At 66.9% G+C, this 23226-nt stretch carries 20 protein-coding genes; 16 read left to right on the top strand and 4 right to left on the bottom strand.

The features are described from left to right. Positions 1–13: 13 nt before the first annotated feature. The 4 genes from B841_RS08865 (at position 14) to ileS (ending at position 5776) form a co-directional block, all read left to right on the top strand. Complete coding sequence (locus B841_RS08865) at positions 14–511, top strand: cell division protein SepF (RefSeq protein ID WP_020935157.1); 498 nt, start codon at positions 14–16, stop codon at positions 509–511. Between the two features lie 94 nt (positions 512–605). Continuing rightward, positions 606–896 carry a YggT family protein gene (locus tag B841_RS08860; protein WP_020935156.1) on the top strand — a complete coding sequence of 97 codons (291 nt, stop codon included), beginning with the start codon at positions 606–608 and terminating at the stop codon, positions 894–896. Between the two features lie 208 nt (positions 897–1104). After that, positions 1105–2187, top strand: coding sequence for a DivIVA domain-containing protein (locus B841_RS08855; RefSeq protein WP_020935155.1), 1083 nt, complete (start codon positions 1105–1107; stop codon positions 2185–2187). A 376-nt stretch (positions 2188–2563) separates the two neighbouring features. Continuing rightward, the gene (ileS, locus tag B841_RS08850; protein ID WP_020935154.1) at positions 2564–5776 is read left to right on the top strand and encodes an isoleucine--tRNA ligase; all 3213 of its coding nucleotides are present in this window, start codon (positions 2564–2566) and stop codon (positions 5774–5776) included. Here the strand turns inward: ileS and B841_RS08845 are convergent. Then, positions 5773–6138: a hypothetical protein gene (locus tag B841_RS08845; RefSeq protein WP_020935153.1), complete on the bottom strand. Its 366-nt coding sequence runs from the start codon at positions 6136–6138 to the stop codon at positions 5773–5775. The two genes, ileS and B841_RS08845, sit on opposite strands and share 4 nt — an antisense overlap. 28 nt (positions 6139–6166) lie before the next feature. Between B841_RS08845 and B841_RS08840 the strand changes: the two genes are divergently transcribed. Next, positions 6167–7018: an EamA family transporter gene (locus tag B841_RS08840; protein ID WP_020935152.1), complete on the top strand. Its 852-nt coding sequence runs from the start codon at positions 6167–6169 to the stop codon at positions 7016–7018. A 24-nt stretch (positions 7019–7042) separates the two neighbouring features. Continuing rightward, complete coding sequence (locus tag B841_RS08835) at positions 7043–8443, top strand: DNA polymerase IV (protein ID WP_020935151.1); 1401 nt, start codon at positions 7043–7045, stop codon at positions 8441–8443. Here the strand turns inward: B841_RS08835 and B841_RS08830 are convergent. Beyond that, positions 8440–9354 (bottom strand): asparaginase, encoded by a 915-nt coding sequence (locus B841_RS08830; RefSeq protein ID WP_041632243.1) that lies wholly within the window; start codon positions 9352–9354, stop codon positions 8440–8442. The two genes, B841_RS08835 and B841_RS08830, sit on opposite strands and share 4 nt — an antisense overlap. Positions 9355–9529: 175 nt before the next feature. Between B841_RS08830 and B841_RS08825 the strand changes: the two genes are divergently transcribed. After that, positions 9530–10156, top strand: a complete 627-nt coding sequence (locus tag B841_RS08825; RefSeq protein ID WP_020935149.1) for a hypothetical protein — start codon at positions 9530–9532, stop codon at positions 10154–10156. A gap of 7 nt (positions 10157–10163) precedes the next feature. Here B841_RS08825 and B841_RS08820 read toward each other — a convergent pair whose 3' ends face one another. Then, positions 10164–11174 (bottom strand): hypothetical protein, encoded by a 1011-nt coding sequence (locus tag B841_RS08820; RefSeq protein ID WP_020935148.1) that lies wholly within the window; start codon positions 11172–11174, stop codon positions 10164–10166. 55 nt (positions 11175–11229) lie between these two features. Here B841_RS08820 and lspA point away from each other — a divergent pair, with 55 nt between their 5' ends. Genes lspA through B841_RS08805 form a run of 3 tightly spaced genes read left to right on the top strand, consistent with a single transcriptional unit; the run spans position 11230 to position 13342 of the window. Then, entirely contained in the window at positions 11230–11823 is a 594-nt protein-coding gene (gene lspA / locus B841_RS08815) for a signal peptidase II (RefSeq protein ID WP_404825438.1), read from the top strand. Continuing rightward, positions 11820–12746: an RluA family pseudouridine synthase gene (locus B841_RS08810; protein WP_041631848.1), complete on the top strand. Its 927-nt coding sequence runs from the start codon at positions 11820–11822 to the stop codon at positions 12744–12746. Before lspA ends, B841_RS08810 begins: the two co-directional genes overlap by 4 nt. Further along, positions 12743–13342, top strand: a complete 600-nt coding sequence (locus B841_RS08805) for a hypothetical protein (RefSeq protein ID WP_020935145.1) — start codon at positions 12743–12745, stop codon at positions 13340–13342. The genes B841_RS08810 and B841_RS08805 overlap by 4 nt, the downstream gene beginning before the upstream one ends. On the opposite strand, the gene rarD is transcribed toward B841_RS08805, so the two are convergent. After that, positions 13339–14208, bottom strand: coding sequence for an EamA family transporter RarD (rarD, locus tag B841_RS08800; protein ID WP_020935144.1), 870 nt, complete (start codon positions 14206–14208; stop codon positions 13339–13341). The two genes, B841_RS08805 and rarD, sit on opposite strands and share 4 nt — an antisense overlap. Before the next feature lie 56 nt (positions 14209–14264). Here rarD and B841_RS08795 point away from each other — a divergent pair, with 56 nt between their 5' ends. From B841_RS08795 to B841_RS08770, 6 genes are all read left to right on the top strand, one after another. Continuing rightward, the gene (locus B841_RS08795; protein WP_020935143.1) at positions 14265–14951 is read left to right on the top strand and encodes a DUF6308 family protein; all 687 of its coding nucleotides are present in this window, start codon (positions 14265–14267) and stop codon (positions 14949–14951) included. Between the two features lie 51 nt (positions 14952–15002). Beyond that, positions 15003–18566 carry a DNA polymerase III subunit alpha gene (gene dnaE, locus B841_RS08790; protein WP_020935142.1) on the top strand — a complete coding sequence of 1188 codons (3564 nt, stop codon included), beginning with the start codon at positions 15003–15005 and terminating at the stop codon, positions 18564–18566. A 146-nt stretch (positions 18567–18712) separates the two neighbouring features. Beyond that, positions 18713–19927 carry an epoxyalkane--coenzyme M transferase gene (locus B841_RS08785; protein ID WP_020935141.1) on the top strand — a complete coding sequence of 405 codons (1215 nt, stop codon included), beginning with the start codon at positions 18713–18715 and terminating at the stop codon, positions 19925–19927. Between the two features lie 11 nt (positions 19928–19938). Continuing rightward, on the top strand, positions 19939–20460 hold the full coding sequence (locus tag B841_RS08780; protein ID WP_020935140.1) for a GNAT family N-acetyltransferase: 522 nt from the start codon (positions 19939–19941) through the stop codon (positions 20458–20460). Between the two features lie 111 nt (positions 20461–20571). Further along, positions 20572–21684 (top strand): MFS transporter, encoded by a 1113-nt coding sequence (locus B841_RS08775; protein ID WP_041631847.1) that lies wholly within the window; start codon positions 20572–20574, stop codon positions 21682–21684. Positions 21685–21979: 295 nt separating this feature from the next. Next, positions 21980–23182, top strand: coding sequence for a cobalamin-independent methionine synthase II family protein (locus B841_RS08770; RefSeq protein WP_020935138.1), 1203 nt, complete (start codon positions 21980–21982; stop codon positions 23180–23182). Positions 23183–23226 lie beyond the last annotated feature (44 nt).

Genomic DNA, 23226 nt, shown 5'->3' with positions numbered 1-23226 from the left:
TAAGGGAGAGAAGATGTCATTTACCCGAGGCGTCAAAGAATTCTTTGGCCTCGCGCCCACCGAGGACGATGTCCGCGACGACGCTTACTACGACGAGCCCCGCTACGGCGATGACGGGGCCGCCGCGTACGCGCCACGGTATGAGCGTGAGCCACGTGAACCTTACACGCCCGAGCCGCAGGCGCCGGCCCCCGCGCCCGCTCCGGTGGCCCGCTCCGCCCCGAAGTACACCCCGATGATCGTCAAGGTCGCCCCGGCGAGCTACGCGGACGCCACCGAGATCGGGGAGCCGTTCCGGGACGGCGACATCGTCATCTTCGAGATCACGGGCACCGACCATGCCGTGGCCAAGCGGATCATTGATTTCGCCGCCGGCCTGTGCTTCGCCTCCCGCGGCCAGATGCGCAACCTGTCCAAGGGCGTCGACAACGACCGTCGCGTCTTCGCGCTCGTTCCAGAGGACGACGACACCCCGATGAACGAACTGCGTCACGCAGCCGGGCTGCGGTAGTTTCTTCCCGCATCCGGCCGTTTTCCACGCTCTGGCGCGGTCGTGGATCAGGGCGTTGGTTGTTCCGGCCTCGATATAAGTTAGGATTTTCAGGGTGACACTCATCGGCGCTCTCTTGTACATCGTTCTGAATATCCTCATCCTGATCCTCATCGCGCGCCTGATCACCGAAATGATTCAGGCCTTCTCCCGCTCATTCTCACCCCCGCGGTGGTTCATGATGGTGGCGGAACCCATTTTCGTGCTGACGGATCCGCCGGTGCGGATGCTGCGCAGGTGGATTCCTCCCCTGCGCATGGGGGGAGTATCCCTGGATCTCAGTGTTCTGGTGTTGTTTTTCATCCTCCAGATCCTGCTCATCATCACGCAGGTCGTGTTCTTCTGACCGCTGCGCGGACAGTAGTGAAAAGGGTCGACCCCGGCCAGGGGTTCAGGCCGACCCCGCCGGAAAAAGTGCGCCGCCTACCGCTACACTTGGTGGAAACAACCGGTATTATGAATAGAAATGTCTCCGGTGGGGTCGTGTCTCCGCACACAACCCCACCTCACCCGCTAGGGTGGCATGGACGGATACAGACTCGAAGGGAACGCGAATGCCGCTGACACCAGCTGACGTGCACAATGTCGCTTTCAGTAAGCCGCCGATCGGCAAGCGAGGCTACAACGAGGACGAGGTCGACCAGTTCCTCGACCTCGTGGAAGACACGCTTGCGCAGCTCATTGATGACAATGAGAAGCTGCGGGCCGGCGCTGGCGCCGGCGCCGACGCCGCGAAGTCGCAGGACTCCGACTCCAAGGTCGATGAGGCTGAGCTGCGCCGCGAGGTCGAGGCGAAGCTGCGTGGCGAGTACGAGGCCAAGCTCGCCGACGCCAAGCGTTCCACGGAGAAGGCCGAGGCAGAGGCCAAGTCCGCCAAGGCCGACGCGGAGAAGGCGCGCAAGGCCGCCGATGAGGCGCAGCGCGCTTCCGCACAGCAGAGCAAGGCCCCGGCTCCGGCTCCGGCCGCCGCTCCCGCTGCAGCGGCCTCCGGCGCCGCGAACGTGGACACCCACATGCAGGCCGCCAAGGTTCTGGGCCTGGCCCAGGAGATGGCGGACCGTCTGACCTCCGAGGCGCAGGCCGAGTCCCGCTCCATGCTGGATGAGGCCCGCACGTCCGCGGAGAAGCAGCTCACCGACGCCGACACCCAGTCGCGTAGCCAGCTGGAGAACGCCCGTAAGCAGGCGGAGCAGACGACGTCTGAGGCGCAGCGCAAGGCCGAGGAAACCACCTCGCAGGCGCAGAAGCAGGCCGACCAGGTCACCTCCGAGGCGCAGCGCAAGGCCGAAGAGACCACGACGCAGGCGCAGAAGCAGGCGGAGCAGACGACGTCTGAGGCGCACCGCAAGGCCGAGGAAACAACCTCGCAGGCCAACGCCCGCGCCGAGGCCCAGATCAAGCAGGCCGAGGAGAAGGCCGCGTCCCTGCAGGCCGACGCCGAGCGCAAGCACGCCGAGATCATGAACACGGTAAAGCAGCAGCAGACCGCGCTGGAGCAGCGCATCGCCGAACTGCGCACCTTCGAGAAGGAATACCGCACCCGTCTCCAGACGCTGCTGCAGTCCCAGCTCGACGAACTCGAGTCGCGCGGCTCCTCCGCACCGAACGCGGACCCGAGCAACAGCAACACTCAGTAACGCCGCAGCCACCACGCTCCCTCGCTGACCGCCCTCCGGTCAGCCGGGGAGCGTCATGCTTTTCCCGGCTCTTCGCGCCCGGTTGGGCCAAGGAGGAGGCGGTGGGGTTATGATGGGCACAGACAAGCGCTGATCCGGCCATCACCGGGGAGCTTCCGGAAGAACGGCGCGGCCTGGCCGCGGCCCAGTAGAACCGGACGGGTGGGACCGTCACACACCTTCACCACACAACGAAGCGGAGCGGTCTCCGGCCACGGGGACGTTGCTCAAGCGGGGTGGTACCGCGCAGATTCGGGGCACTGTCCCCGGGCCGGCGTCCCCGCGACGATTGGCCCCAACCATTCCCGTTGTGCACGTGAAGGAAGATTTCGCTTAAATGACTGACGCGCAAAACACCACCGGAGCAGTAGGCAGCGCCTACCCCAAGGTCGACATGACCGGCGGCTCCTCCCGCTTCCCGCAGATGGAGGAGCAGGTCCTGCGGTACTGGCAGGAAGACGATACTTTCCAGGCGTCGTTGAAGAACCGGGAAGGCAACGAGGAGTACGTCTTCTACGACGGCCCGCCTTTCGCCAACGGGCTGCCGCACTACGGCCACCTGCTCACCGGTTACGTCAAGGACATCATCCCGCGCTACCGCACCATGGCCGGTTACCACGTGCCGCGCGTGTTCGGCTGGGACACCCACGGCCTGCCCGCGGAGCTGGAGGCGGAAAAGCAGCTGGGCATCACCGACAAAGGCCAGATCGAGGAGATGGGCCTGGCGAAGTTCAACGAGTACTGCGCCACCTCCGTGCTGAAGTACACGGAGGAGTGGAAGGAGTACGTCACCCGTCAGGCGCGCTGGGTGGACTTCGACAACGGCTACAAGACGATGGACTTGAGCTACATGGAGTCCGTCATCTGGGCGTTCAAGCAGCTCTACGACAAGGGCCTGGTCTACCAGGGCTTCCGGGTGCTGCCGTACTCGTGGGCGGAGCACACCCCGCTGTCGAACCAGGAGACCCGCCTCGACGACTCCTACAAGATGCGCCAAGACCCGACGCTGACGGTCACGCTGCCGCTCACCGGCGCCCGGGAGGGCACGGCCGGGGAGAAGACCCTTGCCGATAACCCGGTGCTGGCGGAGACCGCCGCCCTGGCGTGGACGACCACCCCCTGGACCCTGCCGTCGAACCTGGCGCTGGCGGTGCACCCGGAGGTCACCTACGCCGTGGTCAAGGTCGGCGCGGACTCCTCCGAGGCCGAGTTCGCGGGCAGCCACCTCATCCTGGCGGAGCCGCTGGTCGGCGCCTACGCCAAGGAGCTGGGGGAGGAGCGCGAGGTCGTCGCGACGTTTGCCGGCGCGGAGCTGGAGGGCCTGGTCTACGAGCCGGTCTTCGACTTCTTCGCCGACAACCCGAACTCCTTCCAGATCATCGTGGCCGACTACGTCACCACCGAGGACGGCACGGGCATCGTCCACCAGGCCCCGGCCTTCGGTGAAGAGGACATGGAGAGCTGCAAGGACTACGGCATCGAGCTGGTGATCCCGGTGGACATGGACGGCCAGTTCACCTCCTTGGTGCCGCCGTACGAGGGCCAGCTGGTCTTCGACGCGAACAAGGACATCATCAAGGACCTGAAGTCCGCCGGCCGGGTGCTGCGCCACCAGACCATCGAGCACTCCTACCCGCACTCCTGGCGTTCCGGCGAGCCGCTGATCTACATGGCGCTGCCGTCGTGGTTCGTCGACGTGACCAAGATCCGCGACCGCATGGTCGAGCTCAACCACGAGGGCATCGAGTGGTTGCCGGGGCACGTGCGCGACGGGCAGTTCGGCAAGTGGCTGGAAAACGCCCGCGACTGGAACATCTCGCGTACCCGCTACTGGGGATCGCCGATCCCCGCGTGGGTCTCCGACGACGAGAACTACCCGCGCATCGACGTCTACGGCTCCCTGGACGAGCTGGAGGCCGACTTCGGGGTGCGCCCCGAGTCGCTGCACCGCCCGTACATCGACGAGCTGACCCGTCCGAACCCGGACGACCCGACCGGCAAGTCCACCATGCGGCGCGTCACGGACGTCCTCGACGTGTGGTTCGACTCCGGCGCGATGCCGTTCGCGCAGTTCCACTACCCCTTCGAGAACAAGGAGTTCTTCGAGTCCCACCACCCGGCGGACTTCATCGTCGAGTACATCGGCCAGACCCGCGGCTGGTTCTACCTGCTGCACGTGCTGTCGGTGGCGCTGTTCGACCGCCCGGCGTTCAAGAAGGTCGTCGCCCACGGCATCGTGCTCGGCGACGACGGGCAGAAGATGTCGAAGTCCAAGGGCAACTACCCGAACGTCAACGAGGTCTTCGACCGCGACGGCTCAGACGCGATGCGCTGGTTCTTGATGAGCTCGCCGATCCTGCGCGGCGGCAACCTGATCGTCACGGAGCAGGGCATCCGCGAGGGCGTGCGCCAGGCGATTCTGCCGATCTGGAACGCGTACACCTTCCTGCAGCTCTACGCCTCGCAGGAGGCGGAGTTCTCCTTCGACTCCGAGGACGTGCTGGACCGCTACATCCTGGCGAAGCTGCATGACCTGGTCGAATCCGTGGAAAAGAGTTTGGACGGCACCGACATCGCGGCGGCCACCGAAGAGGTGCGCCTGTTCGCCGACGTGCTGACCAACTGGTACGTGCGACGTTCCCGCGACCGTTTCTGGGCGGGCCAGGAGGAGCACCCGGAGGCCTTCAACACGTTGTACACGGTCCTGGAGGTGCTCACCCGCACCGTGGCGCCGCTGCTGCCGTACGTCACCGAGGTCATCTGGCGCGCCCTGACCGGCGGCCGCTCGGTGCACCTGACGGACTTCCCGGACGCGGCGAAGATTCCGGCCGACGCCCAGCTGGTGTCCGCGATGGACGCGGTGCGCGGGGTGTGCTCGGCGGCGTCCTCGGTGCGCAAGTCGAATAAGCTGCGCAACCGCCTGCCGCTGCCGGGGTTGACCGTGGCGCTGGACGATTCCGCGCAGTTGGAGCCGTTCACCGCGGTCATCCGCGACGAGGTCAACGTCAAGGAGGTCACCCTCACCGACGACGTCGACGCGGTAGGCACCTTCGAGGTCGTGGTCAACGCCAAGGTCGCGGGACCGCGGCTGGGCCGCGACGTCCAGACCGTGATCAAGGCCGTGAAGTCCGGCGACTACCAGCGCGAGGGTGAGACGGTGGTGGCCGGCGGCATCGAGCTCAACGACGGCGAGTTCACCGAGCGTCTCGTGGCGGCCGACCCGGCCTCCACGGCGGCCATCGACGGCCTGGGCGGCCTGGTCGTGCTCGACATGACCGTCACCGAGGAGCTCGAAGCCGAGGGCTGGGCGGCGGACGTCATCCGCGGCCTGCAGGACGCGCGTAAGGCGGAGGACTTCGCGGTCTCCGACCGGATCGCCACGGTGCTGTCCGTTCCGGCCGACAAGAAGGACTGGGCCGAGCGCCACGCGGAGCACATCGCCGCGGAAACCCTGTCCACCGGCTTCACCGTCACCGTCGACGAGATCACCGAGGGCACCGCCCACCAGGTGGTCAAGGGCGTGCAGGCGAGCGTCGTCAAGCAGTCCTAACTGCCGCGGGTACGGCAGGCCTGACCGGTGCCGCGGGCCTCGAGCGCCCGCAGCACCGGGGAGGTGCTGGGCATGCTCAACCGCCCCGAGCCTGAGTGGTCGTAGACCGCGAGGCCGTGGTGCGCGGCGATAAGCTTGATGTCGTCGAGGTTGTCCTGCAGTCCGGCCCACGGCAGGCAGACCGCGATGTGGTCGACGTCGACGAGGCAGTCGCCCGGCAGTGTCTCGGCCACCGCCGCCAGCGGCAGGTGAGCCTCCGCCGCAGGGGCCGGGCGCAGCAGGCAGGCGTGAAACCACGCCTGGAATTCCGCGGCGTCGGTGGGGACCTGCGCCGGGTCGAGGAGAACAATGTCGTAGGCCATGTTCGGGGTAGCCTAACGGGAAGATCCCATGAACACCACACCTGACTCCTGGCGCACCCGGCTGCTGTCCCCGTCCCTGCTCGTCGGCTCCGGCGTGTCGATGTACCTCGGCGCGGCCCTGGCCGTCGGGCTTTTCGACGTCTTGCCGCCCACCGTCGTGGCCTGGCTGCGCATCTCCGCCGGCGCGCTGGTCCTGCTGGCGATCTTCCGCCCGCGGCCCCGCGACTTCTTCGGCGTCGCCGGCCGCAACGCCGCCGTCTACGGCGTGGCGACGATGGCGATGAACATGACGTTCTACGAGGCCATCGCCCGCATCCCGCTGGGCACCGCCGTCGCCGTCGAATTCTTAGGTCCCATCCTCATCGCCGCCGTCGGCTCGCGCAGCGGGCGCGACTGGCTGGCCTTATTCTTCGCCGCCGCCGGGGTCCTCGTCATTTCCGGGGCGAGCTGGGCGGATTCCGCCTCCGGCGTGCTGTTTGCCCTGCTGGCCGGCGCCATGTGGGCCGCCTACATCGTCACCGGCTCCCGCATCGCCGGTTCCGGAGGTTCTTCCGGGACATCCATGGCCGTCGGTTTCACCTGGGCGTCCGTGGCGGCGATCCCGCTGGTCGTGGTTTTGTGGCCGGAGGACGTGGCTATGGCAGGAACCACGATCTTGCTGCTGGCCCTGGGGCTGGGCTTTTTCTCCTCGGTGGTCCCGTACTCGCTGGACCAGGTGGTCATGCGCATGGCCGGGCCCGCCTACTTCGCCGTGCTGCAGGCGATCCTGCCGGTGGTGGCGGCGATCGTCGGCGCTCTGGCGCTGGGCCAATGGCTCAGCCTCGCCGAGGTCGCCGGCATCGCCCTGGTCGTGGTGGCCGTGGTGGTCAAACGTCCCTGACCCGAACGGATAGACTCGGAAGACATGCAACGCTGGGTCCTCCACATCGACATGGACGCGTTTTTCGCCTCCGTCGAGCAACTGACCCGCCCCACCCTGCGCGGTCGCCCAGTGCTCGTCGGCGGGGTCTCCGGTCGCGGCGTAGTCGCCGGGGCCTCCTACGAAGCGCGCGCCTACGGGGCGCACTCGGCGATGCCCACCTACCGGGCGCTCAACCTCGTCGGCCCGCGGGCGGTCGTGGTCGCCCCGCGCAAGGAGGTCTATGCGGCGGCCTCCCGCCGGGTGTTTTCCCTCATCGCTTCCCGCGTCGGGGTGGTGGAGCAGCTGTCCATCGACGAGGGGTTCATGGAGCCGGAGGAGCTCGTCGGTGCCGACGCCGAGGAGGTGCGGGCGTGGGCGGAACGCCTGCGCGCCGAGATCCGCGCGGTGACGGGGCTGCCGTCGTCAGTGGGGGCGGGCGCCGGCAAACAATACGCCAAAATCGCCTCCGACGAGGCCAAGCCCGACGGCACGTTCGTGATTCCGGCGCAGCGCCAGCAGGAGATCCTCGACCCCATGGCGGTGAGCAACTTGTGGGGCGTCGGCCCGGTGACGGAGGCGAAGCTGACCGCGGTCGGCATCGAGACGATCGGCGACCTGGCGGCGCTGAGTGAACGGGAGGTGGAGATCTCCCTGGGCGGGGCGAACGGTCTGGCGCTGTGGGAACTGGCCCGCGGCGTCGACGATCGTCCCGTCGCCCCGCGAGCGGAAGCCAAACAGATCTCCTCCGAGCACACCTACCCGGCGGATCTGACGACCCCGGCGGAGGTGGACGCGGCGCTGCGGCGCGCGGCCGCCGGCGCCCACCGTCGGCTGCTCACAGACGGCCGCGGGGCGCGAACCGTCACCGTGAAACTACGGATGGCGGATTTCCACATCGAGTCCCGCTCGGCGACGCTGGGTTATGCCACCGACGACCCCGACACCCTGGTGGCCACCGCTTTCCGGCTGGTGCGCTACCCGGACGAGGTCGGCCCCATCCGACTGGTGGGGGTCAGCTACTCCGGGCTGGAGGAGACGCTGCAAAACGTGCTCTTTCCCGAACTCGACCGCCAGATCGTGCGCCCGGAGCCCGTGGAGACCGACTATGAGACCGGCGTGTCCGACCACGCCGAGCCCGCCCCGGTCACGGTCACGGAAACCGACGGCATGGCCGTCGCGGCGGGGTGGCGGGCGACCCAGGACGTCCATCACCCCGAACATGGCCACGGCTGGGTGCAGGGCACCGGCAAAGGGGTGATGTCCGTGCGCTTTGAAACGCGCGCCACCGGCCCGGGCATAACGCGCACCTTCCGCGTCGACGACCCCGACCTGGTCCCCGCCGACCCGCTGGACTCGCTGGCGTGGGAGGAGTGGCTGGCGGCCGAGGCCGCCGCGGAGGACTAGAACAGCCCGGCCGGGTCGACGCCGGCGGCCAGCGCGGTGGCCAGGGTGATGCGGGCCTGGCCGGGGGAGAGCACCCCCGCCCCGATCGCACCGCGGGCCTTCAGGCTCGCCCCGCCGCCGGCGCCGCCGTAGGCCAGCGACACTGCCCCGAAGGGCACCCGGGTGGAGATCACCGTCGGCACACCCGCCGCCAGCACCCGGGCGACGCCTTCGCCCATGGCGGAGCCCATGTTCCCGGAACCGAGCGCCTCGATCACCACGCCGTCGGCGGGGGCGGTGGGGGAGAGGCAGGCGTCGACGAACTCGGCCCCCGCACCGGGCCAGGCGGCGAGGATCGGTATCCGCAGGCCCGTCAGTCCCTCGTGGGCGACGGGCGCGGGGCGGGGGCCGGCGTCGCCGGCGAGGGTGAAACCGGCCAGGTCACTGGTATGTGTTTTGATCAGGCCGCGGGCGGGCAGCAGCCGCCCGCCGAAGAACACCAGCACGCCGCGGCCGCGGTTGGCGGGGTCCGCGGCGGCGGCCGCCGCGCCCAGCAGGTTGTCCCGGCCGTCACCCTCCGGATGGTCGAAGGCCCGTTGCGCGCCGGTGAGCACCACCGGGGCGTCCGAGTCGTGGACCAGGTCGAGGGCCAGTGCGGTGTCTTCCAGGGAGTCGGTGCCGTGGGTGAGCACGACGCCGGATGCGCCGTGGTCGATGGCCTCGCGCACTGCGGCGAGGACGTGATCGAGGTCGGCGAGGGTGATGGAGGAGGAGTCCAGCCGGGTCAGGTCGCGGGCGGTGACCTCGGCGTCGCGCAGCCCCGCCGCGGCCACCAGGTCGCGGGCGGACATGGTGGGCACGAGCGCACCGTCGGCGTCGCGGGTGCAGGCGATGGTGCCGCCGGTGGTCAACAGATGAATCGGGCCGTTCATGCGTGTCAGCTTGCCATAACCGGGGTCGGCGGTGGCCGTGGTGGCGGGAAACACGTGGGGAGGGTGTGCGGCGCCCGGGCGGCGGGCGGGTAGACTTACGCGGAGAATTATTGGGTGGCGCGCCGTCGCACCGACTGGGCACTCAACGACGTTAAGAGCACAAGGAGAACTGACGATGAAGCTGACCAAACTGACCGCGCTGGTGGCGGCCGTCGCCGCGAGCACCGCGCTGGCCGCCTGCGGCGACGACGCCGGCTCCGAGGACACCACCACCGCGGAAACCACGGCAGAGACCACCGCCACCGAAACCGCGGTCGCGGAGATGCCGGCCGCTGCGGACCTCAACGAGGTGCTGACCACCGCCACGAACCCGGAGGCGCCCATTGAGGAGCGCCGTGAGACCGTGCAGGGCGGCGAGACCGTCGACCAGGAGCTCTTCGACACCATGGTCGCCTCTCAGCAGGAGTCGGGCGCCCAGTTCCAGGTGGTGGACCCGGTGCTGCCGGGCTACACGCCAGATTCCGTCCTGACCACGGTGAATTTCACGCTGCCGGACATGGAGCCGCAGGTCGCAGAGAACGTCGAATTCGTCTATGAGGACGACCGCTGGAAGCTCTCGCAGTCCTGGGCGTGCACCCTGGTCACCAACACGGTCGCTCCGGAGCAGGTGCCGACGATGTGCGTGGATCCGAACGCCGTGCCGGAGGAGGACGCCGCTCCGGCTGAGGAGCAGGCCCCGGCCGAGGAACCGGCCGCCGAGGACGCCCCGGCCGAGGAGCCGGCGGAGGCTCCGGCCCAGTAGCTTTCCGCTAGCCGTCGAGGCCCGCGGAGAACTCCAGCGCCGTCGTGGTGTCCTGGACGATGCGGGCGTCGTCGGCGCCGCCGTAGATGACGCGGGTGGTGAAGGTGAGCTCGCCGTCGACGGGCAGCGGCTGCGTCAGGTCCACGGTGAGGGCGCCCTCGGAGGCGGTGTTGGAGTTCAGCACCGAAAGGGACTGCTCCTCCAGGTCTTCCGCCCCGGCCACGCCCTCCAGCGACAGTGCGCCGAGCGCCGGGCGCTGCTGGACGTCCACGTCGAGTTCCACCCGGTCGCCGTCGAGCGCGGTGACGGTGTAGGTGGTGGTGCGCAGCATGGTGGAGTCGCCGGTCACCCGCGAGTCGACGGACCAGACGGCGCCCACGCCGATCTCCTCCTCCGGGAAAATCACCGGGGAGGAGATGACCTTCATCACCGCGGCCTCGACCAGGGCGCGGCCTTCGTCGCTGGCGTCCTCGGGGGCGGCGAGTTCCACGGTGGAGACCTGCCCGGTGTCCTCGGCGCGCCAGCCGAAGCGGAAGCCGTCGGTGGTGCGCAGGTCTTCCATCAAGTCCAGGTCGGAGGCTTCCGGGGAGCTCAGCCGGAAGGTGACGTCGCGGGTGGCCTCCTGTTCGCCTTCGAGCGGTTCGTCCGCCGGCGCGGCCACCCCGGTCAGCGGCAGGGTGAGCGTGTCGACGTGCGCGTCCAGCGGGGCCTGCGTGTCGACGGCGTCGGCGCGCATCACGGTCTGATCGAACCCGTCGGACACGGACACCGTGACCTCCTGGTCGGGCCGTTCGTCGTCGACGTCGAGGTAGGACAACACCCGGGTCTCGCCTGCCCCGGCGTCGGCGACGTTGACGCGGGCGGCGTCGACGGGCAGGGCGACGGCCTGTTCCAGGGCGTCGCCGTGGTCGCTGAACTGGTCACCGCCTTCATCGGCGCAGGCCGCCAGCAGCGGGGCCGCGAGTGCGACGGTCACGGTGGTGGTGAGGATCCGGCGGGAAAGACGCGAAAAAGACACACTGTTTAATCTACCGTGCGCCCCGGTGTGGAAGACACAGGGCTCAACGGTGATAATGGGAGGGGTGAGCACCCCTAACGCAGCTTCCCCGCGCCGTTCCCGAGGCCGTCTGGTCCCGTTGATGCTTAGTGTCGTCGTCGGCGTGGCAGTAGTCGATCAGCTGGTCAAGCAATGGATGCTCAATAACTTGGAGCCCGGCGTCCCGGTCCCGGTCCTCGGCGACTGGTTCCGGCTGTTTTTGCTGTTCAATCCGGGTGCGGCGTTCGGGATGGGGGAGGACGCCACGTGGTTGTTCACCACCATCCAGCTCGTGTTCGTCGTCGGCGTGCTGATCGCGGCCCCGTTCATGCGCGAGAAGTGGACGGCCGTGGGGTTGGCGATGATCGGCGGCGGCGCCTTGGGCAATTTGGTGGACCGGTTGTTCCGGGAGCCGGGGTTTTGGTTCGGTCACGTCGTGGATTACATCTCCATCGGTGATTTTGCGGTGTTCAACATCGCGGACGCGTCGATTTCAGTGGGGGTGGGGGTGTTTGTCCTCGCCATGGTTCTCGACGATAAGCGGCAGTCTGACGCCGCGAAGGCGGCGCAGACACAGGAGGCGGAGGGCGCCGATGACGGTGCCCCGGGCCGGAAGGATGTGGATCGATGAGTCGTGAAGTGCGTAGGTTGCCGGTGCCGGAAGGGCTGGAGGGGATGCGTGTCGACGCCGCGGTCTCCCGGTTGTTCGGTATTTCCAGGTCGGCGGCGGCGGAGTTGATCGCTGACGGCGACGTGTTGATCGATCATTCCGCGGCGATGAAGTCCGACCGCCTCAGCTCCGGGGTGATGCTGGAGGTGACCCTGCCGGCGCCGGAGGAGCCGTTGCTGCCGAAGGCGGAGGTGGTGGAGGGGTTGGACGTCATTTATTCGGACTCCGACCTGATTGCGGTGCATAAGCCGGTGGGGGTGGCGGCGCATCCCACGGTGGGGTGGGAGGGCCCGACGGTGTTGGGCGGGTTGGCGGCCGCCGGTTTCCGGATTTCGACGTCCGGCCCGCCAGAGCGCAAGGGCATCGTGCAGCGCCTGGACGTCGGCACCTCCGGGGTGATGGTGGTGGCGGCCAGCGAGCGCGGTTATTCGGTGTTGAAGCGGGCGTTCAAGGAACGCACCGTGGAAAAGACGTATCACGCGTTGGTCCAGGGGCTGCCGGATCCGTTGTCGGGCACCATTGACGCGCCGATCGGGCGACACCCGTCGGCGGGGTGGAAGTTCGCCGTCACCGCCGACGGCAAGGAGGCGATCACTCACTACAAGGTGGTCGAGGCGTTCCGGGAGGCGAGCCTGGTGGAGATTCAGCTGGAGACCGGGCGCACCCACCAGATTAGGGTGCACATGTCAGCCACGGGGCATCCGTGCTGCGGTGACCCGATGTACGGCTCCGATCCGAACCTGGGCAAGCGGCTGGGGCTGATCCGGCAGTGGCTGCATGCCGTGAAGCTGGGCTTCCATCACCCGGCCAACGGCGAATGGGTGGAGATCGAGGCACCGTACCCGGATGACCTGCACCACGCGTTGGAGGTGATCCGCGGATGACACGCAGCAAGGGGACGCTGGCCGCCGTCATCGTCGCCGTCCTGGTGGCGTTGGGGGTGGTGGTCTTCGCCTACAACGATGACGCTACGGGCCGGCCCGTGGCGGAGATCAACGGCGACATGCTGGGCATGGACCCCGAGGAGAGTTTCGGGGAGTACCAACGCCGCGCCGCAGAGTCCCTGGCGGCCGCCCCGGCGGGGGAGGAGGTCTTCGGGCTGATCACCTTCACCGAACCGCTGGCCAGCCCGGAGGCCGACCGGGTGACCGACGGGCTGCGACGCGTCAACGCGATGATCATCGGCATGTCCGCCCCCTACGGGTTGCCGGAGCCGACGGCAGGGGAGACTCGCACGGACGTGTTCGACCGGCAGTTTTCCCGCATCGCGGATTCCCTCGAGGGCGTCGGAGACGTTCCCGTGCCAGAGCGGATGACCGCCGTCATCGCCTACGACGACGGGGAGGCGTTGCGCTCGGTGGCCGAGGACGCCGACGTCGCGGCGGTGGAGACGTTGCCGCCGGACGCCGCCTGGGGGCGTTTCGGGGTGCGACCGGTCCAGGTGCCCGGCGTCGACCCGGCGGAACTGGTGGGACGCTAGCCCGCCGCGGCCGAGCGTCTTTCCCGGCGCTGGGCGAGCAGGTCGCTGAGATAGATCGCCACCGCGATCCAGATGATGATGTAGCCGAGCCAGCGCGCCGGGGACAGGTATTCCTGGGTGACGAACAACGCCCACAGCATCTGCATGGTGGGGGTGATGTACTGCAGCATGCCGATCGTGGTCAGCGGGAGCTGTTTCGCCCCACTGCCGTAAAACAGCAGCGGCAGCGCCGTGACCACGCCGGCGAGCATCAGCATCCCGGCGTGCGTGGGCCCTTCGGTGAGAAACGTCGACTCGTCCCGGCCGGACAGCCAGATCAGATAGGCGACGCCGGCGGGGGCGACGACGAGGGTTTCCGCCGCGACGGAGGCGGTGGCGGAGACGGTGATCTGCTTTTTGATCAGACCGTAGAAAGCGAAGGTCAGCGCCATCCCCAGCGCCATGACCGGGGGCTGGCCGGCCAGGAAGATCAGCACCACCACGCCGACGCCGGCGACGGCGATGGCCCGGACCTGTCTTTTCCGCAGCGTCTCCCGCAGCACGAGGGTGGCCAGCAGCACCGACAGCAGCGGGTTGATGAAATACCCCAGCGCGGCGTCGGCGACGTGGTCGGTGTTGACCGCCAGGACGTAGATGCCCCAGTTGGCGGTGATCAGCACCCCGGCCAGCGCCAGGTAACCCCAGGTTTTCGCCGACGCGTCGCGCAGTTCACGCCACGCGCCGTTGATCAGGATGACCAACACCATCAACACCGCCGTCCAGATCACGCGGTGGGCGATGATCTCCAGCGGCGAGGCCGGCAGCAGCAACGGGAAAAACGCCGGGAAGAACCCCCACAGCAGGTAGGCCAGGACGGTATTGAGCATGCGACTAACCGTAGACCTCCCCCTTTTCGACCGCGCGGGTTGGCTAGAGTGGGGACATGGACAGTGTGACTGGAATTACTCTTCCGCAGTCCCTGCGCGGCGACGCCGAGCGGGCCGTCGAGCATCTGCGCCGCTACTATTCGGCGCGGTTGGAGTCGGTGCCGGAGGACGAGCGCATGCTTTTCGACGGCGCGTTTTTCGACCACTGGGCCCCGGAAGATCCCCGCCCGAACGTCTTCACCGCCGAAGACGTCGTGGCGGTGCAGTTCCTCGATGCGCCCATCGACAACTGGTCGGCGATCGTCCGCATCCTCTACGAGCGTTCCGACGAGCTGTCCCGACTGCTCATCGAGATCGGGCATGACCGTGACCTGGCGACCGTGCCCGTGGCGGAACTCGGACCGGGGTGGCCCGCGGAGAAGCTGAACCGGGCGCTGCAGGAGATCGTGGGCATTGGCCCGGTCATCGCCAGCAAACTCATCGCGCGCAAACGCCCCCACCTGTATCCCATCCAGGACCAGCGGATCCGCGCCCTGACCGGATTGACGGAACACAACTTCGTCACGACCGTCCACGGTGAACTGACCCGCAACGACGTCTTCGCCGAACGGCTGGCGCAGGTGCGTGACCGCGCCGGGCTGGCCGAGAAGATCAGCGTCGTGCGGACCTTCGCCGTCATCGCCTGGTCGGAGCAGGCGCAGATTGACGCGCGTCAGCGTCGGGACTTTCCGTATCGTCCTTGAGGGCCGATCGGTGGATTCCCAACGTGTTCTTCGGCGGATAGGATGACCTTCATGGGGAAGAAGTCGTCATTCGTGCATCTGCACAACCACACCGAATATTCCATGCTCGACGGCATGGCCAAGATCGACATGCTCGCCGACGAGGTCGACCGGCAGGGCATGCCCGCCGTGGGGATCACGGACCACGGCAACATGTTCGGGTCGAACGCGTTTTACCGCAAGATGACCGAAGCCGGGGTCAAGCCGATCATCGGCATCGAGTCGTACATGGCGCCGGAATCGCGGTTCAACAAAAAGCGTGTCCGCTGGGGCACGCCCGACCAGAAGCGTGACGACGTTTCGGCGTCCGGCGCGTACCTGCACCAGACGATGCTGGCGGAAAACGCCACCGGCCTGCGCAACCTGTTCTACTTGTCGTCGATGGCCTCGTATGAAGGTCAGTTGGGCAAGTGGCCGCGGATGGACGCGGAGCTGATCGCGGAGCGCGCCGACGGCATCATCGCCACCACCGGCTGCCCGTCCGGCGACGTGCAGACCCGTCTGCGTCTGGGACAGTTCGACGAGGCCCTGGAGGCCGCGGCGATGTGGCAGGACATCTACGGCAAGGACAATTACTTCCTGGAGCTGATGGACCACGGCCTGCACATCGAGCAGCGCGTGCGCGACGATCTGCTGCGCATCGGCAAGATGCTGGAGCTGCCGGCCCTGGCCACCAACGACTGCCATTACGTGCTCGAGTCGCAGGCGCAGTCGCACGAGGCGATGCTGTGCGTGCAGACGGGCAAGACCCTCCTGGACCAGGACCGCTTCAAATTCGACGGCACCGGCTACTACATCAAGACGGCCGAGCAGATGCGCGATCTTTTCGACGACACGGTGCCCGACGCCTGCGACAACACCTTGTGGATCGCCGAGCGCGTCGAGGACTACGGCGAGATCTGGGAGGCGCACCCGCACGACCGGATGCCGGTCGCCGACGTCCCGGAGGGAGAGACCCCCACCACGTGGCTGGCGAAGGAAGTCCAGCGCGGGCTGGAGGAGCGTTTCGACGGCGCGGAGGTCCCCGAGGACTACCTCGAGCGTGCGAAGTACGAGATCGAAGTCATCGACATGAAGGGCTACCCCTCGTACTTCCTCATCGTCGCCGAGATCATCAAGCACGCCCGTTCCATCGGCATCCGCGTCGGCCCGGGCCGCGGCTCGGCCGCCGGTTCGTTGGTGGCCTACGCGCTGACGGTCACCAACATCGACCCGATGGAATACGGCCTGCTCTTCGAGCGTTTCCTCAACCCGGAACGCCCCTCCGCACCCGATATCGACATCGACTTCGACGACCGCCGCCGTGGGGAAATGATCACCTACGCCGCGGAACGTTGGGGCGAGGACAAGATCGCCCAGGTGGTGACCTTCGGCACCGTCAAGACCAAGCAGGCGATCAAGGACGCCGCCAAGGTCAACTACGGCCAGCCCGGTTTCCAGATGGCCGACCGCATCAACGGGGCACTCCCGCCGCCGATCATGGCCAAGGACATCCCGCTGTCCGGGATCACCGACCCCGAGCACGAGCGTTACTCGGAGGCCACCGAGGTGCGCAACCTGATCCAGAACGATCCGGACGTGGCCAAGATCTACGAGACCGCCCGTGGTCTCGAAGGCGTGGTGCGCCAGACCGGCGTGCACGCTTGCGCCGTGATCATGGCGTCGGTGCCGCTGCTGGATCACATCCCGATGTGGAAGCGGCCCGCCGACGGGGCGATCATCACCGGCTGGGATTACCCGGCCTGTGAGGAGATCGGCCTGCTGAAGATGGACTTCCTGGGGCTGCGCAACCTCACCGTGTTGGGCGACGCCGTGGACAACATCAAGAAGAACCGCGGCGAGTCGATCGACCTGGAAAACCTCGCGGTGGAGGACGAGGGCGTCTACGAGCTGCTCGGCCGCGGCGACACTCTGGGCGTGTTCCAGCTGGACGGCGGCGGCATGCAGGAGCTGCTCAAGCGCATGAAGCCCACGGGCTTCAATGACATCATCGCCTCCCTGGCGCTGTACCGGCCGGGACCGATGGGCGTCAACGCCCACTGGGACTATGCGGACCGCAAGAACGGGCGCAAGCCGATCACCCCGATCCACCCGGAGCTGGATGAGCCGCTGAAGGACATCCTCGACGAGACCTACGGCCTGATCGTGTATCAGGAGCAGATCATGGAGATCGCCCGCAAGGTGGCCAACTACACGGCCGGCGAAGCAGACGGTTTCCGTAAGGCCATGGGCAAGAAGAAGCCGGAGGTGCTGGCCAAGGAGTACGAGAAGTTCTCCGAGGGCATGTTTACCAACGGCTACACCCAGAGCGCCGTCGACGCGCTGTGGGGCACGATCGAGCCCTTCGCGTCGTACGCGTTCAACAAGTCGCACGCCGCGGGTTACGCGTTGGTCTCGTACTGGACCGGTTATCTCAAGGCCCACTATGCGCCGGAGTACATGGCGGCGCTGTTGACCTCGGTGGGCGACAAGAAGGACCGCTCCGCGATCTATCTCTCCGACTGTCGCCACCTGGGGATCCAGGTGCTGCCGCCGGACGTCAACGAGTCCGAGCAGGACTTCATGGCCGTGGGCGAGGACATCCGCTACGGCATGGGCGCCATCCGCAACGTCGGCCACGAGATCGTCGAATCCATCGTGGAGACCCGCCGCACGAAGGGACGGTTCACCTCCTTCGGCGACTACCTGGACAAGATCGACCTGGTGCCGTGCAATAAGCGCGTCACCGAGTCGCTGATCAAGGGCGGCGCCTTCGACTCGCTCGGACACCCGCGCAAGGGCCTGATGCTGATCTCGGACGACGCCGTCGACAGCGTGCTGACCACCAAGAAGGCCGCCGACAAGGGCCAGTTCGACCTGTTCGCCGCTCTGGGCGGGGGAGAAGACGGGCCCGCCGACAACGCCTTCAAGCTGGACGTGCCCGACGAGGAGTGGGACCGCAAGCACGAGCTGACCCTCGAGCGCGAGATGCTCGGCATGTACGTCTCCGGCCACCCGCTGGACGGCTTCGAAGAAGCCCTGGAGATGCAGACCGACACGGCGCTGACGCATATCCTGTCCGGGGAGATGCGCCACGGCCAGGAGGTCACCATCGGCGGCATCATCTCGGGCGTGGACCGGCGCTTCTCCAAGAAGGACGGTTCCCCGTGGGCGATCGTCACGGTGGAAGACCACAACGGCGCCCAGGTCGAGATCCTCGTGTTCAACAAGGTGTACTCGCTGGTGGCTCCGCAGATCGTGGAGGACAACATCATCCTGGCGAAGGCGCAGGTGCGCATCCGCGACGACCGGATGAGCCTGTTCTGCGATGACATCCGGGTCCCGGAGCTGGGCCCGGGCAACGGCGCGGGCCTGCCGTTGCGACTGACGATGCGCACGGAGCAGTGCACGATGGACAACATCCGCAAGCTCAAGGACGTGCTGGCCGCCAACCACGGCGACTCCGACGTGTACCTGAACCTGGTGCACGGCGACCAGTCCCAGTTGATGGTGTTGGGCGATCATCTGCGCGTGGAGCGCACCGGCAACCTGATGGGCGATCTGAAGGCCACGATGGGGCCGGGGATCCTGGGATAAGGCACAGATCTCCTTTCGTAGGTGAATATAAAACTGTGCATTCCTCGCACAGTTGGGCGTTAGGCGGCTAATTTGGGGCAGAGCCACAACCCGGAGCCCCGGTCTGGCTGGAAGCAACGTTTTCATTGATCCAGGAAGGGGCATCCATGTCCGCAGACCGTATTCTCACCACCCACGTCGGCTCCCTGCCGCGCCCGAAAGAGCTCATCGAGGCCAACTACCAGCGCAGCAAGGGACAGATCGACGACGCGGAATTCAACCGCGTGCTGGAGGAATCGGCCCGTCGCGTCGTCGCCAAGCAGCTGGAAATCGGCATCGACGTCATCAACGAGGGCGAGTACGGCCACCTGATGAACGCCGAGATCGACTACGGCGCCTGGTGGTCCTATGTCTTCACCCGCCTGTCCGGCCTCGAGGTCATCGACGCCGAGCGCCACGCCGCGGCACTGGCGAAGCGGCCGACCGACAAGGTCGTGCTCTCCGAGTTCATGGCGCGCCGCGACTTCGAGGCCTTCCCGGCCGTCTACGCGGAATCCGACGCCGGCGAGAACTTCGACAAGGAGGAAGGCGACGTCACCGAATTCCCGGCCGTCACCGGGCCGATCGAATACATCGGCGCCGACGCCGTCGCCCGCGACACCGCCCTGCTGCGTGGCGGCCTCGACGCCGCCGGCGCAGACAACGCCGGTTTCCTCGCCGCCGTGTCCCCGGGCTCCGCGGTGCGGTTGACCAACGAATACTACGAGGACCAGGACGCCGCCGTGTTGGCCGCCGCCAAGCCAATGGGCCAGGAGTACAAGGCCATCACGGACGCCGGTTTCACCGTCCAGATCGACGCCCCGGATCTGGCCGAGAGCTGGGATCAGATCAACCCGGAACCGACGCTCGACGGCTACCTCGACTTCCTTAAGGTACGCATCGACGCCATCAACACCGCCATCGAAGGCCTGCCGCGCGAGCAGACCCTGCTGCACATCTGCTGGGGGTCCTGGCACGGACCGCACTCCACCGACGTCCCCTTCGCCGACATCGTCGACGTCATCCTCGAGGCCAAGGTCGGCGGACTGTCCTTCGAGTCCGCCGGCCCGCGCCACGCGCACGAGTGGCGCGTCTGGCAGAACCGCGAACTGCCGGAGGGCCTCAAGCTCTACCCGGGCGTGATCTCCCACAACACCAACGCCCTTGAGCACCCGCGCTTGGTCGCCGACCGCATCATCCGTTTCGCCGACCTCGTCGGCCCGGAGAACGTCGTCGCCTCCGCTGATTGTGGCCTGGGCGGGCGCATCCACCGCGACATCGCGTGGGCCAAGCTCGGCTCGCTTGCGGAGGGCGCGAAGATCGCCTCCAGCGAGTTGTTCTAATCTGTTACTCCATGAGTAACTTTCACCTCCGTGAGACCACAGAATCCGACCGCACTTACATCGCGCGGCTGAACTATCTGACGGATGTGTTCGGGGACGAGACGCTCGACCCCGGCCCGGGGTTCGAGGAAGACACCCGTTTCTACGTCGACGCCTGGCGCGCTGAGCGCGGAGGCGTCGTCGCCTTCGACCACCGCGGTGTCCCGGCTGGCGCCGCCTGGTTGAACTGGGGCAGTGCTGAGCACCACGGCTTTGGATTCACCCGCCCGGAGGTGCCCGAGGTGGCCATCGCCGTCGAAGGCCGCCAGCGACGCCGCGGACTGGGCGCCCGCCTGTTGCGCGCCGCCACCGCGTTGGCCCAGGATCTGGGGTCTCCGGCGATCTCCCTGTGCGTCGACGAGGCCAACTTGCGCGCGCACGCGCTGTACGTGCGGGAAGGGTTCGTGCAGGTCCGACACGACGTCGCCGAAGGATTTTATGTGTTGGAGAAACCGGCCGTGGTGACGGATGTGCCCCGCGGTGGGCTTGCTTAGTTGACAGTCTGGACGTCGCCGACAGCGCAGGTGGGGGAGCGGCTGCGGTAACACCACCCTAGGTGGCAGGGGAGCCACCGTGTCGTCAGCGAACAGAGTGGGACGAGGCCGATGAGAAAATTACAGATTGCCACTATTTATGTGGGCGGTTTTATCAGTCCTTTCTGGGGACAATCTTTAGCCGCAGTCTTGCCGGAGTTCGCCGACAGTTTCGGTATCACTCTCGACCAAGCAGCAGCAACGATGGCGTTTTTTCTTTTCCCTTTCGCCACCGTGATGTTGTTTTCCTCCCGACTGGTCCGCGCGATCCCGCCGCACCGCGTCGTGCTCACCGCTTATGCGGTCACCCTGATATTTACGTTCGTGTTGATTTTCACCCCGTGGTGGGGTCTGTTCGTGGTGGGATTTTTCGTCATTGGCGTGGCCAGCGCCTTCATCACCCCCGTGCTCCAGGTCATCCTCAAGGCCCTCATCCCGCCCGAGGAACTCGGTTCGGCACTAGGCATATACGCCACCATGCAGTCGCTGGGCCTGTTGTCTGGTCCGTTAATTTCCGGCGTCGCCAGTCTTGTCGACTGGCGGCTGACCTACAGCGTCATCGCAGTAGCGATCATATTCATCCTCTTGGTACGCGTGCCCAACGTCCCTGCCCCGGTTACCGAGCCGGAGTCCTCCTCCGGGCCTGTCAGGTGGATTCCGCTTTTTGTCTACATGGCCGGTGGGTTTGTCGTCGGGGCGGGCATCTTCGGACTGGGTTTCCTGATTGCGCTGCATGTCGAAGACCAGTTTTCCCTCGGGCCGGTGGGAAGAGGGCTGGTCGTGATGAGCGGCGGTGTGGCAGCACTTATTGCCTCCCGCAGAATCGGGATCGCCGCCGATCGGCATGGAGCACACTCCGTATTCGCGGTCAGCGCCTTAAGCGGAACGATCGCGCTTGCTGTGGTTCCCCTAGCGCCGACGGCCTGGCTGGTTGCCCTTGCCTGGGCGGCCGCGGTGCTGGCAGCCCAAGGTGTGCAGATGACCATTAATTTGCTGGTTCTGCGCAGTCCCAGGGGGTCTTCTCTTCTCTCCACGGTTCAAGCCTTCCGGTTTTATGGCTCCGGGTTCGCGCCCCTGATTTTCTTGCCCGTCTATCAGCTGCATTCAGGTTGGGCATTTTGGCTTCCCGCTCTTGCATTAGGCGGGGTGGTGCTCGCACACAAAGCGACCTCCAGCCACCGATAACATCGGGCCCCGAGGCCAGTCACCGGCAGTTATAGGTACACCACGCTAACGGACGTAACCGTAACCATTCAGAAAACTGCAGTACACAACAGTGGGGATATCAGCGAAATCGGCTCAAATGTGAACTTGGAACAGCACCTTATGGACGTCTGCCCCTACGCCACCGTGAAGCCCCGGGGCCGGGCAGACAGCATGGTCTGTTAGGATTTCTCGGGGATGAAACGACGGCAGCGGCGTGACCCCGTCGATCGGATCGTCTCGTACGGACATGAACACGAGGAAAGGACACGCATCCATGGCGAATCACATTCGTACCACCCACGTCGGCTCCCTGCCGCGTACCCCGGAACTGCTGGAGGCCAACAACAAGCGCGCAGAAGGCGCGATCAGCGAAGAGCAGTACTTCGAGATCCTGCAGTCTTCCGTCGACGAGGTGGTCAAGCGCCAGGTCGATCTGGGCATCGACATCGTCAATGAGGGCGAGTACGGGCACATCACCTCCGGCAAGATCGACTACGGCGCGTGGTGGAACTACTCCTTCTCCCGACTCGGCGGCCTGACCATGACGGACGAGGATCGCTGGGCGAACCAGGAAAAGGTCCGCTCCACCCCGGGCAACATCCAGTTGACCTCTTTCTCCGATCGCCGCGACCGCGAGCGTTTCCGCGCTGCCTACGAGGACCCGGAGTCCGGCATCTTCACCGGCCGCGCCGCCGTGGGCAACCCGAAGTTCACCGGCCCGATCACCTACATCGGCCAGGAGGAAGTGGAGACGGACGCGAAGCTGCTGCGTAACGCCGTCGACAAGTTCGGCCGTTCCGACGCCTTCATCGCCGCCCTGTCCCCGGGCTCCGCCGCGCGCCTGAAGAACGAGTACTACGACACCGACGAAGAAATCGTGCAGGCGTGCGCCGACGCGCTGTCCAACGAGTACAAGGCCATCGCCGACGCCGGCTTCACGGTCCAGCTCGACGCCCCGGACCTGGCCGAGGCCTGGGACCAGATCAACCCGGAGCCGACGCTGTCCGACTTCCAGGACTGGCTGAAGATCCGCGTCGACGCCATCAACTCCGCACTCGAGGGCATCCCGCGCGAGCAGTCCCGCCTGCACGTCTGCTGGGGATCCTGGCACGGCCCGCACACCACCGACATCCCGTTTGAGGACATCATCGACGTCGTCCTCGAGGCCAACGTCGGCGGCATCTCCTTCGAGGCGTCCTCGCCGCGCCACGGCCACGAGTGGCGCGTCTGGCAGGACCGGAAGCTGCCGGAGAACTTCCTGCTCTACCCGGGCGTGATCTCCCACAACACCAACGCCGTCGAGCACCCGCGTCTGGTGGCGGACCGCATCATCAAGTTCGCCGAGCAGGTCGGACCGGAGCACGTCGTCGCCTCCACTGACTGCGGCCTGGGCGGGCGTCTGCACGAGCAGATCGCATGGGCCAAGCTCGAGTCCCTGGTCGAAGGCGCGAAGATCGCCTCCGCCGAGCTGTTCTAAGCTCCCGCCGCCGCGCACCTCGCGGCATCGACACGCAGCGCCTC

The sequence above is a fragment of the Corynebacterium maris DSM 45190 genome, from assembly GCF_000442645.1.
GTDB lineage: Bacteria > Actinomycetota > Actinomycetes > Mycobacteriales > Mycobacteriaceae > Corynebacterium > Corynebacterium maris.
Note: the sequence above shows the minus strand (reverse complement) of the source record. Positions and strands in the feature narration are given on the sequence as shown.

Coding starts and splice junctions, on each gene's coding strand:
- B841_RS08770 (WP_020935138.1), top strand. CDS start 21,980: ATGGCGAATCACATTCGTACCACCCACGTCGGCTCCCTGCCGCGTACC.
- B841_RS08855 (WP_020935155.1), top strand. CDS start 1,105: ATGCCGCTGACACCAGCTGACGTGCACAATGTCGCTTTCAGTAAGCCG.
- B841_RS08840 (WP_020935152.1), top strand. CDS start 6,167: ATGAACACCACACCTGACTCCTGGCGCACCCGGCTGCTGTCCCCGTCC.
- B841_RS08780 (WP_020935140.1), top strand. CDS start 19,939: ATGAGTAACTTTCACCTCCGTGAGACCACAGAATCCGACCGCACTTAC.
- B841_RS08785 (WP_020935141.1), top strand. CDS start 18,713: ATGTCCGCAGACCGTATTCTCACCACCCACGTCGGCTCCCTGCCGCGC.
- B841_RS08805 (WP_020935145.1), top strand. CDS start 12,743: ATGACACGCAGCAAGGGGACGCTGGCCGCCGTCATCGTCGCCGTCCTG.
- rarD (WP_020935144.1), bottom strand. CDS start 14,208: ATGCTCAATACCGTCCTGGCCTACCTGCTGTGGGGGTTCTTCCCGGCG.
- B841_RS08830 (WP_041632243.1), bottom strand. CDS start 9,354: ATGAACGGCCCGATTCATCTGTTGACCACCGGCGGCACCATCGCCTGC.
- B841_RS08810 (WP_041631848.1), top strand. CDS start 11,820: ATGAGTCGTGAAGTGCGTAGGTTGCCGGTGCCGGAAGGGCTGGAGGGG.
- B841_RS08865 (WP_020935157.1), top strand. CDS start 14: ATGTCATTTACCCGAGGCGTCAAAGAATTCTTTGGCCTCGCGCCCACC.
- B841_RS08845 (WP_020935153.1), bottom strand. CDS start 6,138: ATGGCCTACGACATTGTTCTCCTCGACCCGGCGCAGGTCCCCACCGAC.
- lspA (WP_404825438.1), top strand. CDS start 11,230: ATGGGAGGGGTGAGCACCCCTAACGCAGCTTCCCCGCGCCGTTCCCGA.
- ileS (WP_020935154.1), top strand. CDS start 2,564: ATGACTGACGCGCAAAACACCACCGGAGCAGTAGGCAGCGCCTACCCC.
- B841_RS08835 (WP_020935151.1), top strand. CDS start 7,043: ATGCAACGCTGGGTCCTCCACATCGACATGGACGCGTTTTTCGCCTCC.
- B841_RS08825 (WP_020935149.1), top strand. CDS start 9,530: ATGAAGCTGACCAAACTGACCGCGCTGGTGGCGGCCGTCGCCGCGAGC.
- dnaE (WP_020935142.1), top strand. CDS start 15,003: ATGGGGAAGAAGTCGTCATTCGTGCATCTGCACAACCACACCGAATAT.
- B841_RS08775 (WP_041631847.1), top strand. CDS start 20,572: ATGAGAAAATTACAGATTGCCACTATTTATGTGGGCGGTTTTATCAGT.
- B841_RS08795 (WP_020935143.1), top strand. CDS start 14,265: ATGGACAGTGTGACTGGAATTACTCTTCCGCAGTCCCTGCGCGGCGAC.